General features: G+C 74.0%; 8 protein-coding genes and 1 pseudogene. 2 read left to right on the forward strand and 7 right to left on the reverse strand.

All coding sequences use genetic code 11. The features are described 5' to 3' along the window. A pseudogene (locus P3T41_RS02700) lies at positions 1 to 94 on the forward strand (ATP-binding protein); the annotation flags it as partial. Between the two features lie 66 nt (positions 95 to 160). On the opposite strand, the gene cimA reads toward P3T41_RS02700, so the two are convergent. From cimA to P3T41_RS02720, 4 genes are all read right to left on the reverse strand, one after another. Next, positions 161 to 1,771 carry a citramalate synthase gene (gene cimA / locus P3T41_RS02705; protein WP_280687328.1) on the reverse strand — a complete coding sequence of 537 codons (1,611 nt, stop codon included), beginning with the start codon at positions 1,769 to 1,771 and terminating at the stop codon, positions 161 to 163. Positions 1,772 to 2,159: 388 nt separating this feature from the next. Then, positions 2,160 to 3,272, reverse strand: coding sequence for a branched-chain amino acid aminotransferase (locus P3T41_RS02710; protein WP_280687330.1), 1,113 nt, complete (start codon positions 3,270 to 3,272; stop codon positions 2,160 to 2,162). 136 nt (positions 3,273 to 3,408) lie between these two features. Further along, positions 3,409 to 4,446 carry a 3-isopropylmalate dehydrogenase gene (locus P3T41_RS02715; protein WP_280687331.1) on the reverse strand — a complete coding sequence of 346 codons (1,038 nt, stop codon included), beginning with the start codon at positions 4,444 to 4,446 and terminating at the stop codon, positions 3,409 to 3,411. 59 nt (positions 4,447 to 4,505) lie between these two features. Continuing rightward, positions 4,506 to 5,138 (reverse strand): Uma2 family endonuclease, encoded by a 633-nt coding sequence (locus P3T41_RS02720; RefSeq protein WP_348533621.1) that lies wholly within the window; start codon positions 5,136 to 5,138, stop codon positions 4,506 to 4,508. A gap of 26 nt (positions 5,139 to 5,164) precedes the next feature. Between P3T41_RS02720 and P3T41_RS02725 the strand changes: the two genes are divergently transcribed. After that, positions 5,165 to 7,627, forward strand: a complete 2,463-nt coding sequence (locus tag P3T41_RS02725) for a YfhO family protein (protein WP_280687332.1) — start codon at positions 5,165 to 5,167, stop codon at positions 7,625 to 7,627. Here the strand turns inward: P3T41_RS02725 and P3T41_RS02730 are convergent. The 3 genes from P3T41_RS02730 to serA form a co-directional block, all read right to left on the reverse strand. Then, a complete protein-coding gene (locus P3T41_RS02730; RefSeq protein WP_280687333.1) occupies positions 7,608 to 10,952 on the reverse strand; it encodes a S8 family serine peptidase in 3,345 nt (1,114 codons plus the stop codon). The genes P3T41_RS02725 and P3T41_RS02730 overlap by 20 nt on opposite strands. A gap of 119 nt (positions 10,953 to 11,071) precedes the next feature. Next, positions 11,072 to 11,239, reverse strand: coding sequence for a hypothetical protein (locus P3T41_RS02735; RefSeq protein ID WP_280687334.1), 168 nt, complete (start codon positions 11,237 to 11,239; stop codon positions 11,072 to 11,074). Between the two features lie 311 nt (positions 11,240 to 11,550). Beyond that, a complete protein-coding gene (gene serA / locus P3T41_RS02740) occupies positions 11,551 to 13,143 on the reverse strand; it encodes a phosphoglycerate dehydrogenase (RefSeq protein WP_280687983.1) in 1,593 nt (530 codons plus the stop codon). Positions 13,144 to 13,269: the final 126 nt, after the last annotated feature.

Genomic DNA, 13,269 nt, shown 5'->3' on the forward strand with positions numbered 1-13,269 from the left:
CCCCATCATCACCCTCGACGCCCGACGCCGAGACAGCGCCAAAAGCGCACTCATCACACTCGTCGAACACGCACTCCTCGCCCGACTGCGATGACGCGGATTCGGGGACCCCGCGGTGCGGGGTCCCCGATCTCTCGTCGCTCCACCGGCTGTCGCGGCGTCAGTCCTGCGGCGTCAGGCCGGCCTTGAGCAGGATGGACGTGTACGCGTCCTCCAGGGCGTGCCAGGAGGCGGCGATCACGTTGTCGGCGACGCCGACCGTGGACCAGCTGGCGACACCGTCGGTGGACTCCACCAGCACCCGGGTGCGGGAGGCCGTGCCGTGCTGGCCCTCCAGGATCCGGACCTTGTAGTCCACCAGCTCCAACTTGGCCAGCTGCGGGTAGATCCGCTCCAGGGCGGCGCGCAGCGCCTTGTCCAGCGCGTCCACCGGGCCGTTGCCCTCGCCGGTGGCGACCATCCGCTCGCCCTTGGCCCAGATCTTGACGGTGGCCTCGTCGCCCGCCTTGCCGTCCGGCAGCTGCTCGCTGATGGTCCGCCAGGACTCCAGCGCGAAGAACCGGGCCCGGCTGCCGTGCACCTCGTCGCGGAGCAGCAGCTCGAAGGAGGCGTCGGCGGCCTCGTAGGTGTAGCCCAGGTTCTCCAGCTCCTTGACCTTGGCGACCACCCGGCCGACCAGGTCGCGGTCGGTGGACAGGTCGTAGCCCAGCTCCTTGCCCTTGAGCTCGATCGAGGCCCGGCCCGCCATGTCGGAGACGAGCATCCGCATGGTGTTGCCGACCAGCTCGGGGTCGATGTGCTGGTAGAGGTCCGGGTCGACCTTGATCGCGGAGGCGTGCAGGCCGGCCTTGTGCGCGAAGGCCGAGACCCCGACGTAGGGCTGGTGGGTGGAGGGGGTCAGGTTGACCACCTCGGCGATGGCGTGCGAGATCCGGGTCATCTCGGCCAGCTTGCCGGCCGGCAGCACCCGGCGGTCGTACTTGATCTCCAGCGCGCCCACCACCGGGAAGAGGTTGGCGTTGCCGACCCGCTCGCCGTAGCCGTTGGCCGTGCACTGCACGTGGGTGGCACCCGCGTCGACGGCGGCCAGCGTGTTGGCGACCGCGCAGCCGGTGTCGTCCTGGGCGTGGATGCCGAGCCGCGCGCCGGTGCTCGCCAGCACGTCGGCGACGATCTCGTGCACCCCGCCCGGCAGCATCCCGCCGTTGGTGTCGCAGAGCACCACCACGTCGGCGCCGGCCTGGTGGGCGGCCTTGACCACGGCGAGCGCGTACTCGCGGTTGGCCCGGTAGCCGTCGAAGAAGTGCTCGCAGTCGATGAAGACCCGGCGGCCCTGGGCCTTGAGGTGGGCGACGCTGTCGCGGACCATCTCCAGGTTCTCGTCCAGCGTGGTGCGCAGGGCCAGTTCGACGTGGCGGTCGTGGGACTTGGCGACCAGCGTGATCACCGGCGCGCCGGAGTCGAGCAGGGCCTTGAGCTGCGGGTCCTCGGCGGCCTTGCCGCCGGCCCTGCGGGTGGCACCGAAGGCGACCAGCTGTGCGTGCCGCAGCTCCAACTCGGCCGCCGCGCGGGCGAAGAACTCGGTGTCCCGGGGATTGGCACCCGGCCAGCCGCCCTCGATGAACCCGACCCCGAAGTCGTCCAGGTGCCGTGCGATGGTCAGCTTGTCGGCCACCGTGAGGTTGATCCCCTCCCGCTGCGCGCCGTCGCGCAGGGTGGTGTCGAAAACGTGGAAGCTGTCGTCGGGATGACGAGTACTGCCGTCGGTCATGGCCCTGGTATCTCCGTTCGGGGAGAGTCTGCTGCTGCCGGATCCGGTCCTGCCGGTCCACACTGTCCACTGTCCCGCGCGCCACCCGGAAGCCGCCGCCCGCCTGGTGGGCGGTGCCGGTGCTCCGGGTCCTGCCCGACCGGCGCGAGGTGGGCTCGGCGGGGCAAAACAAAAGACCCCTCGCGGGTGCGAGAGGTCTGCGCGCGGGTCGTGTGACGCTGTGGTCGTCCCGCGGGGTCTACTGCGGAACGGTCACTGCGGACCGGCGCGCCTGCTGCTAATAATCATCGCGAGCGAGGACACGTTCGCAGTCTGGCACACGATCCGCCATGTGACCTCCCCCGTCCCGGATCCCGAGACGGGGGAGGTCCTCCGGACGGCCTATTGCTCAGACGATCGGGTGCAGCCAGCCGTGGGTGTCCGCGACGGTGCCGCCCTGGATGCCGAGCAGGCGCTCGCGCAGGCGCATGGTGACCGGGCCGGGCTCGCCCTTGCCCACGGTCCAGTCGGCGCGGGCGGACTTGACCGAGCCGACCGGGGTGATCACGGCGGCGGTGCCGCAGGCGAAGACCTCGGTGAGGGTGCCGTCGGCGTTGCCCTGCTTCCACTCGTCGGTGGAGATCTTGCGCTCCTCGGTGGCGTAGCCGAGGTCGGCGGCCATGGTGAGCAGCGAGTCGCGGGTGATGCCGGGGAGCAGCGCACCGGACAGGGCCGGGGTGACGATCCGGGCGTCCTCGCCCTCGCCGAAGACGAAGTAGAGGTTCATGCCCCCCATCTCCTCGATCCACTTGTGCTCGGCGGCGTCCAGCCAGACCACCTGGTCGCAGCCCTGGGCGGCGGCCTGCGCCTGGGCGACCAGGGAGGCCGCGTAGTTGCCCGCGCACTTGGCCGCGCCGGTGCCGCCGGGAGCGGCCCGCACGTACTCCTCGGAGAGCCAGACCGAGACCGGCTTCACGCCGCCGGGGAAGTAGGCGCCGGCCGGGGAGGCGATCACGATGAAGAGGTACTCGTTGGCCGGACGGACCCCCAGGCCCACCTCGGTGGCGAACATGAACGGCCGCAGGTAGAGGCTCTGCTCGGCCTCGGTCGGCACCCAGTCCCGGTCCTGCTGGACCAGCAGCTCGACGGCCTTGACGAAGGCCTCGGCGGGCAGTTCGGGCATCGCCAGCCGGCGGGCCGAGGACTGGAAGCGGGCGGCGTTGGACTCGGGCCGGAAGGTGGCGACCGTGCCGTCGGGCTGGCGGTAGGCCTTGAGACCCTCGAAGATCGACTGCCCGTAGTGCAGCGTCATGTTCGCCGGGTCCATCTCCAGCGGGGCGTACGGGGAGAGCTGGGCGTCGTGCCAGCCCCGGCCCTCGGTCCAGCGGATGGTGACCATGTGGTCGGTGAAGATCCGGCCGAAGCCGGGGTTCGCCAGTCGGGCCTCGCGCTCCGCCGCGGACAGCGGGTGTGCGGAGGGCTTGAGCTCGAACGTGATGGGCGCCTGGGTGGGCGTGGTCATGGCTTCTGTCCTTCACCGTGGGGTTGGTCAGGGCCGCTGAACCGCCATCCGGAAGAAGAACGCATGACGGCACGGCCCACTGTTGATAGTCGCATCTAAGGGGCCGTGCCGAACAGCTGTGGTGTGAACCGGCCCGTCAGCCGGATACTCGCGCGACGAGCGCGTCGCCCACCTCGGTGGTGCTGCGGGTCCCGGTGCGCTCGGCCAGGTCGGCGGTGACCGCCGCCTCCACCTTCGCGGCCTCGGCGGTGAAACCGAGGTGGTCCAGCAGCAGGGCGACCGACAGCACGGTGGCGGTCGGGTCGGCCTTGCCCTGGCCGGCGATGTCCGGGGCGGAGCCGTGCACCGGCTCGAACATCGAGGGGAACTCACCGGAGGGGTTGATGTTGCCGCTCGCCGCCAGGCCGATGCCACCGGTGACGGCGGCGGCCAGGTCGGTGAGGATGTCGCCGAACAGGTTGTCGGTGACGATCACGTCGAACCGCTCGGGCTGGGTGACGAAGAAGATGGTCGCCGCGTCCACGTGCAGGTAGTCGGTGGTGACCTCGGGGAACTCCTGGCCGACCTGCTGGAAGATCCGGGTCCACAGGTGGCCGGCGTGCACCAGCACGTTGTTCTTGTGGACCAGCGTGAGCTTCTTGCGCGGGCGGGCGGCGGCGCGGCGGTAGGCGTCGCGGACCACGCGCTCGATGCCGAAGGCGGTGTTGAGGCTGACCTCGGTGGCCACCTCCTGCGGCGTCCCCGTGCGCAGCGAACCGCCGTTGCCGACGTACGGGCCCTCGGTGCCCTCGCGGACCACGACGAAGTCGATCGCCGGGTCACCGGCGAGCGGGGACTTCACGTTCGGGAAGAGCTTGCCCGGGCGCAGGTTGATGTGGTGGTCGAAGGCGAACCGCAGCTTCAGCAGCAGCCCGCGCTCCAGCACGCCGGACGGGACGGACGGGTCCCCGATGGCGCCGAGCAGGATCGCGTCGTGCGTCTTCAGCTCGTCCAGCACGGTGTCGGGCAGGGTCTCCCCGGTCGCGTGGTAGCGGCGAGCGCCCAGGTCGTACTCGGTGGTCTCGAGCTTGACGTCGGCGGGGAGGGCGGCGGTGAGCACCTTGAGGCCCTCGGCCACGACTTCCTGGCCGATGCCGTCACCGGGGATCACTGCGAGACGAAGGCTACGAGACATGGGGGGAACGGTACTCCGGGGTCTCGGAGGGTGACACCTGGCGTCCAGAATGCGGACACCTAGGAGAGCTTGATGTCGAGCGGGAACGGGTGATCGATCGTCAGGCGGTCGTGGAAGATGCCGGTCGGGACGTAGCTGTTGGTGGCCGGGTCGCGTTCGTAGGTGTGGACGACCGGGCTGCCGTCGTCGCACTCGACTCGCCAGAGGTAGCGAATGCCCGCGGCGGCGTACTTGCGGTGCTTGGTGTGGCGGTCGCGCTCCACCGACTCCTCCGAGACCACCTCCACCGCAACCAGCACGTCCTCTGCCCTGAGCCAGGTCTGATCCGGGCCGGTGATCGCCGACCGACGAGCCACCGCGAGATCCGGCGCCGGCCGGTTCTGCCTGCCCAGCACCACGGAGAACTCGCGCAGAACGTCCCACTCCGCCGGGATCGCGGCGAGCAAGCCGTCCTCCAGCGCACGCAATGTGATCATGTGGAAGCGGGTCTGCGGAGCAGGGAAGATCAGCATCCCGTCGAGCAACTGCGTGTGCCGAGGCAACTCGGGGAGCCGATCCGGATCCTCCGATGTCCAGCCTTCGACCGGCGGCCGCAGCCAGTCGGGAAACGGCTCCGCACTCCTGTTGTCTCCCATGCGAGAGATTCTGGCGGTCCACTTCAGGCCACCCGGCGGGTCCTGAGCCGGAATCACCTGAACGTGTCCCGGATGATGTCGCTATGCGGGAGAGGCGAGCGGCCCTCGGGGCGGCAGGGCTTGCGATAGGGGCGTACGCGCTGGCGCTCGCCGCGCGCGGGGCGTATCCGTTCGGGCACGGGCTGCGGCCCGGGAGCCGGCTGGTCGAGCAGGTCGTCCCGCTCTACGCGCACCTGTGGGACCTGCTGCGCGGGCAGGGCGGCGGGGACCTGCTGGTCAACTGGAACAGCGGGTACGGGGTGCCGTTCCCGCCCGATCTGGCGACCGACCTGCTGAACCCGTTCTCGCTGCTGGTCGTCCTCTTCCCGCGCGACCAGGTGGGCCTGGCGGTCTTCCTCACCACCCTGCTGAGCATCGGGCTCGGCACCGCGCTGATGACCGTCTTCCTCGGCCGGCTGCACCCGGGGGCGCCGTGGCTGCGTGCCCTGCTGGCCACCGGCTACGGGCTCTGCGCCTGGGTGCTGGTGGACGGGGTGGAGCAGCCGGCCTGGCTCTGGGGGCTGGTCTCGCTGCCGCTGCTCTGCCTGGCCTTCGACCGGTGCCTGCGGCGGACCGGCTGGCCGCTGGGCGCGGCGACGGTGGGGCTGGCCTGGGTGGGCGACTTCTACACCGGGGCGACCGCCTCGCTCGGGGCGGGCCTGGTCCTGGTGCTGCGGCTGCTGCTGGACCGCAGGCCGGTGCGGGAGCGGCTGCGGGTGCTCGGGCGGGCGCTCGGCATGACGGCGGTCGGGATCGGCGCGGCGGCGCCGGTGCTCTGGGTGACCTTCGAGGCGGGGCGGGACGCGGTGCCCGGCCTGGTGCTGCACCCGAACACCCCAGCCCTCACCGACTACCTGACCCAGCTGCTGCCCGGTGGACTCACCGGCCGCGCGCTGCCCAACGTCTTCGTCGGCGTGCCGGCCCTGCTGCTGGTGGCCGCGCTGCCGTTCACCCGCGGGGTGCGGGTGGCTGAGCGGGTGGCCTGGCCGCTGGCGTTGGTGCTGGTCGCCGTCTCCTTCGTGTGGCGGCCGACGATCCTGCTCTGGCACGTGTCGAACGCGCCGCAAGGCGATCCGTACCGGTCGACCTATGTGCTGAGCGGCCTGCTGGTGATGGCCGCCTGGGTCTGCCTGGCACACCGGCCGACCCCGCTCGCGCTGGGCGGCGGGGTCGCCCTGCTCGCGCTGCCCGCCGCGCTGACCCAGGGCCATGGATCGGCGCGGCCGGTCACCTGGGTGCTGCTGGGGGTCGGCGTCCCGGTGGCGGTGGCGGCGTTCTGGGGGCTGCGGCACCGGCCCGGGGTGGCGATGACCGTGCTGAGCTGCGCCGTCTTCGCGGGCACCGCCCTGGCGGCGTACTCGGTGCTCGGGGCCCGCGAGGAGCCGGCCGGCGGGGAGTCGGCCGGCGGGGCGGCGGGGCCGGTCGGCGCGCAGCTGCGCGACGCCCGCCGGGTGATCCAACGCGCGGACGACTGGCCGGCCTCGCGCACCGACCCCGGACCGCACGTCTTCACCGGCAACGACCCGATGCTGCTGGGCGGCCAGGGCGGCGGGTACCGCAGCGACTACCTGCCGCAGGCCACCGCGCAGGCCCTGCACGACCTGGGCGCGGGCTCGCTGCTGCAGGGTCGGCAGACGCTGAGCCCCGCCGATCCGGTCGGAGCGGCACTGTTCGGGGTGACCACCTCGCTGCAGCCCGACCTGACGGTGCGTCAGGCGCCGGCGGCGCCGCTGGTCACCGTGCACGCCATCGGGCCGCTCGACAGCTCCTCGGTCTGGACCCGGCAGCAGGAGCTGCTCGGGGCGACGGTCTATCAGGTCCCGCCGCTGGATCCGGGCGCCGGGCCGAACGCGCCGACCGATCACGGCCGCAGCGGCTGGTCGCTGCCCACCACGGCGCCGGGCAGCGACGGGACGGTGCTCAGCGCCGGCTGCGCCCCGGGGCGCGCGGCGTACCTGTACGCGCCCTACCTGGCCGGGCAGGTCAGCTGGCCGGGCGGCTCGCTGGACGCGCACGGGGAGCAGGGCGCGACGGCGCTGCCGATCATCGCGCTGGGCCCGGTGCCGGCCGACGGGGTGGTCCGGGTGACGGTGCGGGTCGAGCTGGCCACCCAGGTGCCGGCCGCGCCGTTCGGCTGCCTGGACCCGGCGGCGCTGGCCGAGGCCGTGCGGCAGCTGCGGGCGCACGGGGCGGTTGCGGTGGCCGCCGGCGGGCACGCGATCTCGGCGCGGCTGGCACCGGGCAGCACCGGGACCGCCGTGCTGGCGGTGCCGGCCGTCCCCGGGTGGCGCTGCGCGGTGGACGGCGGCCCGGCGGCGCCGGCCCGGTCGGTGGCGGGGCTGATCGCCGTGCCGCTGGGCGCGGGAGCCGACCGGCTCGGCTGCTCCTACCGGCAGCCGGGCCTGGCCCAGGGCCTGCGGGTCGCGGCCGGGGCCCTGGGGGTCTGGGTGCTGGTGACCGGCTGGGCCTGGTGGCGCCGCCGGGCGGTCAGCCGGCCGGCAGGGTGAGCAGCTGGGCCCGCCGGCCGTCCGGGTTGAGGTGGTGGACCAGCAGCAGGCGGGCCGGGCCCGGGGCGCTGCGGCGCACTTCCAGCAGCGTGCCCGGGAACTCCGGCTGGACGATCGCGCTCGGGCCGGCCGGCCCGACCCGGATGTCCAGCGCGGGGTGCAGCGGATCGATCTCCAGGGCGGGGTGGCCGGCGCTCAGGCCGATCGCGGAGAGCGCGTGCGCCGGGTCGGGCGCGGCGCCGACCTGACCGGTCCAGACGGCGTAGCGGATCCGGCCGCCGGCGGCCGGGAACCTGGGCAGCGCGGCAAGCCGGATCGGCAGCACGACGGTGTCGCTGTCCAGCAGATCGGTGTCGGTCTCGCCCCAACGGGCGTTCAGCGGCTGGACGTCGAGCTGGCGTCCGGTGCGGGCGTCCAGCAGCCGGGCCACCAGGACGTCGCTGCCGGGCAGCCGGTCGGCCAGCACCAGCGCGTCCGGCACGCCGTCCCCGTCGGTGTCGAGCGCGGCCCGGACGGCGACGGCCGCCACCGGGGCGGCCGCCGGGGCCCAGCTGGTGGCGGCGAGGTAGAGGGTGGCGTCGGCGGCGCCGGTGGTGGGCGCGTCACTGGCCGCGCCGACCGCGCGCAGGTCGGCGGCGCGATCGAGCGGCCGGGCGGCGCAGGAGGCGTCGGTGCCACGGCCCGCGCGACCGTCCGGGGCGCGAGTGTCCGAGGAGTGGCCGCCGGGCGGGCAGTCGGGCCGGCGCTCGCCCTCACCGCCCAGTTCGAAGGCGCTGACCAGCGAGGCGATCCCGGCGCCGGAGCGGGCCGGGGTGCCGGTGACGGCGAGCCTGACAGGCCCGGATCCGGAGCCGCCGACCGCCGTCGCGGTCAGCTCGGAGGCCGGACGCGGAGCGGCGAGCAGCGGCACCCGCAGGACCGGGGAGCCCGCTGCCGCCTCGGGTGTGAGCAGCAGCTGCCCGGAGAGCTCGCCCCGGTAGCTGCGGGCCCGGCCGCCCTGGGTGAGCGCGATGCTCGGGTCGGGGGTCCGGTCCAGCGGGCCGGCCGCCCGCAGGGTGACCTGGACCCGCGCACTCTGCCCCGGCGCCACGGTCAGCCGGTCTGGCGTCAACTCGAAGCGCGCACCCGGCAGTTCGGTGGCCGCCTGATAGCCCGTCCGGTAGGCGAGCGGCGCGCCCGACAGGTTGCGCACCACCACCTCGCGGGTCGCTGCCAGCGGGCCGGTGACCGGGAGGGGGCCGAACGAGAGCCCGACCTGCCCGGCGTCCTCGGCCGCGTAGGCGACGGCGGGGGTGGCGACCGCGAGGTCGGCGCGCACCCGCCCGGCGCCGGCCCGCTCCGGGCCCAGCACCACCCCGGCCTGCCCGGGGGCGGAGCGGACGTCGGTGGCGGTGTTCATCAGGGCGGCCTTGACCTCGGTCACGCTCCAGTCCGGGTGCACGGCGCGGACCAGCGCGGCGATCCCGGCCACGTGCGGGGCGGCCATCGAGGTGCCGTCGTCGCGGGTGCCCTGGCTGCCGCTGCCGGCCTTGGCCGACCAGATGGTCTCGCCCGGCGCGGCCAGGTCGGGCTTGACCACGCCGGCCTGCCCGAGGCCGCGCGAGCTGAACCGGGCCACCGTGTCGACCCGTTCGGGCTGGTCCTGGGCGACCGCGCCGTGCAGCGGGTTGCCGGGGGCGGCCAGCTCGACGGTGACCTCCCCGGCGGCGGCCGCCTGCCGCAGCGTGTCGCCGTCCGCCCGGGCCAGGATCGCCTCGGGGATCCGCTCGTCGCCGCTGATCTCGCCGAGGTGGTCGCCGTCGGCGGCGAGCAGCACGCCGACCGCGCCCGCCTCGGCCGCGTGGTCGGCGCGCGGGGTCGAGCCGCAGGCCCGGTCGGCGTCCGCGACCGTCCAGTCGAGCAGCGCCACCTTGCCGCGCAGCCGGGCCGCGTCGGCGGGGGCGAACGGGGCGCAGCCGTCCAGGTCGGCGGCGGGGCGGCCCAGGCTCGCGCGCACCTCGGCGCTGCTCCAGCCCTGGTAGCGGGCGCTCCAGTGGGAGGGCAGCAGGCCGGCCAGCGCCGGTGGGGCGAGCACCCGCAGGCCGTCCGCGTCGCCGTGGCCGCCGACCGAGGCGGCCACCGCGATGGCGCGGGCGGCCACCCCCGGGCTGCCGCCGACCCCGTAGACGTCACCGTCGTTGCCGGCCGAGGCGACCACGATGGTGCCGGCCTCGGCGAGCTTGTCGGCGGCCAGCGCGTCGGCGTCGCCCGGGTCGCCGAAGCCGCTGCCGAGCGAGAGGTTGACCACGTCCAGGTGGTCGGCGAGGTCGCCGTCCTGGTTCGGGTCGGCGGCCAGGTCGAGGGCGTGCGCGAGCTGGTCGGTGGAGCCCTGGCAGCCGAACACCTTGATCGCGTAGAGGGTGGCGCCGGGCGCGGCGCCGGGGCCGACCCGGAAGGCCGCCGGGTCCAGACCCGGGCGGTAGGGGCCGTGGTAGGTGCGGCCCTGGGCGTCGACGCCGTAGCCGGCCACGGTGCCGGCCACGTGGGTGCCGTGGCCGTTGCGGGCGCAGTCCAGCGGGTTGGCGTCGGGGTGCGGGACGGGCTGGTGGCCGGGCGCGGCCGGGTCGGGGTCGTAGTCGTCGCCGACCAGGTCCGCACCGCCGGTCACCTTGGCGTTCGGGAACAGCCCGGCGGGCGCGGGCTTGGCGGGGTCCACCGAGCGGTAGGCCGCCTCGGTGCCGGGGCCGCCGAAGTCGGCGTGGGTGTAGTCGATGCCGCTGTCGATGATGCCGATCCGCACCCCCGCGCCGGTGCTGCCGGTGCCGCCGGGCGGGCCGGCCCAGACCGCCGGAGCGCCGGTGAGCGGGACGGAGTGCGCGTTGGCACGCTGCTTGAGGGTGATCGGGTGGACCGCGCGCACGCCCGGCAGCCGGCGCAGCGCGGCGAGTCGGGCGGTCGGGGCGTTCACCGCCAGGCCGGTGAACAGGGTGCGGGTGCGGTAGAGCACCAGCACGTCCGGGTCGACCGCGTGCGCCAGCCGCTCCAGCGCCCTGTCGGCCCGCGACCGCGCCGCCCGCCCCGCCGCGGCGGCCGCCTGCCGGGCCCGCTCCGGGGTGCTCCGATCACGCCGGGCGGTCTCGGCGGCCCGCCGCCAGGCGGGGGCGGCGGACTCGGTGTCCAGTTCGAGCAGCACGGACTGCCGCTCGGTGGCGCTGCCGGCGGCGCCGGGCAAGGGGGCCGTCGGCAGGCCGGCGGCCGGCGCCGCGGCGAGCACGGTCGGGCCGGCCAGCAGGCCGAGGGCGAGCAGGACGCTGAACAGCGGGCGGCGGGGCGATCGGATGCGCACTACCTCAGGATCATGCCTGCCCGCCGCCGCCGGTCCGGTTTCTGACCGAGCGTCAGGCCAATGGCCCAACGCCGGCACGCAACGTCAGCCGGTCGGCGGGGCCGCACCGGCGGACCCGCTCAGTGACCGGTGACCCCGCCGTTGTCGCGGCGGTCGAGCGCGCGCTGCAGCGCGGCGGCGGCATCGGCCGAGGTGTGCGGCTCGCTGCGGCGGCGGCGCCGGCGCGCGGGGGTCGCGGTGGGAGAGGTGTGGTCGCGGTGGCTGAGCAGGTCTGCGGTGGGGGGCATACCGGGCTCCTTGGTCCAGGGAACGCCGAACGGCGTCGGGTACGGGAGGAGGGGGGTACGCCTGGCGGGGATCGCCCGCCACGCTGCGTACGGCACGCACGGCCGCCTGCCCGGGCCGGCTGGTGGGGCCCTTGGACGGTGGCTACTGGTGCGGCCATTTCAAGGTACGCCCGCGCACGGCGGCTGTCTCTACATGTAGTTGGATTTCCTAGTATCTGAGACGAGGCTCACTCGAACGCCCCCTGAGCTGGGCGGACGCAGCGGAGCCCGGACCGCCGACAGCGGTCCGGGCTCCGGTGGTTGAGCAGGTGTCAGCCCAGGTCGACCGAGCGGGCGAACTTGGCGCCGATCTCGGTGGCGATCTCGGCGAGCACCTCATGCGGGATCTCGGAGTCGACCGTGATCGAGGCCAGCGCGTCCTGGGTCTCGCGATCCCGGGCCACCTGCATGCCGGCGATGTTGATGTCGGCGTCGCCCAGGATCCGGCCCAGCGTGCCGACCACGCCGGGGCGGTCCTGGTACTTGAAGAAGGCCATGTGGTCGGTGAGCGCGACGTCCACGTCGAAACCGTCCACGCCGACGATCTTCTGCTGCTGCTTCGGGCCGGACAGCGTGCCGGAGATGGCGATGTCGCCGCCGTCGGCCAGGGTGCCGCGCACGGTGATCACGTTGCGGTGCTCGGGGCTCTCGCTGCTGGTGGTCAGCCGCACCTCGACACCGCGCTCCTGGGCGAACAGCGGGGCGTTGACGTAGGACACCGTCTCGGCCACCACGTCCTCGAAGACGCCCTTGAGCGCGGAGAGTTCGAGCACCTTGACGTCGTGCTGGGTGATCTCGCCGCGGACCTCGACGTCGAGCCGCACCGCGACCTCGCCGGCCAGCGCGGTGAAGATCCGGCCCAGCTTCTCGGCCAGCGGCAGGCCGGGGCGCACGTCCTCGGCGATCACGCCGCCCTGCACGTTGACCGCGTCCGGGACCAACTCGCCGGCCAGCGCCAGGCGCACCGACTTGGCGACCGCGATGCCGGCCTTCTCCTGCGCCTCGTCGGTGGAGGCGCCCAGGTGCGGGGTGGCCACCACGTTGTCGAAGGTGAAGAGCGGGGAGTCGGTGCACGGCTCCTTGGCGTAGACGTCCAGGCCGGCGCCGGCCACCCGGCCCTCCTTGAGGGCGGCGGCGAGGGCGACCTCGTCCACGATGCCGCCGCGGGCGGCGTTGACGATCCGCACGGTCGGCTTGACCTTGTGCAGCGCGTCGTCGCCGATCAGACCGATCGTCTCGGGGGTCTTCGGCAGGTGCACGGTGATGAAGTCGGAGACCTCGAGCAGCTCGTCCAGGGAGAGCAGCTTGACGCCCATCTGGGCCGCGCGGGCGGCCTGGATGTAGGGGTCGTAGGCGACGATCTTCATGCCGAAGGCGGACATCCGCTGGGCGACCAGCACGCCGATCCGGCCCAGGCCCACCACGCCCAGCGTCTTCTCGGAGAGTTCGACGCCGGTGTACTTGTTGCGCTTCCACTCGCCCTGCTTGAGCGCCGAGTTGGCGGGCGCGATGTTGCGGGCCACCGAGATCAGCAGGCCGCAGGCGAGTTCGGCGGCGGTGACGATGTTGGAGGTCGGGGCGTTCACGACCATCACGCCGGCCTTGGTGGCGGCGGCGACGTCCACGTTGTCGAGGCCGACGCCGGCCCGGGCGACCACCTTGAGCCTCTTGGCCGCGGCCAGCGCCTCGGCGTCGATCTTGGTGGCCGACCGGATCAGGATGGCGTCCGCCTCCGCGATCGCGGACAGCAACTGCGTGCGGTCGGCGCCGTCGCAGTGGCGGACCTCGAAGTCGGGGCCCAGGGCGTCGACCGTGGCCGGCGACAGCTCTTCGGCGATCAGTACCACGGCGGTCTTGGATGTCACAGCGCTCACGACAGTTCGGTCCTTACTGTCCGGTACTCCCCCACTCCCACGGACACGTGGGTGGCGTGGCCGGTCGAAGAGCCGGCGGGGCGAGGGGGATAGGTGGCATGCCGCGTAGATAGACGC

Source organism: Kitasatospora sp. GAS204B, assembly GCF_029892155.1.
Lineage (GTDB): Bacteria > Actinomycetota > Actinomycetes > Streptomycetales > Streptomycetaceae > Kitasatospora.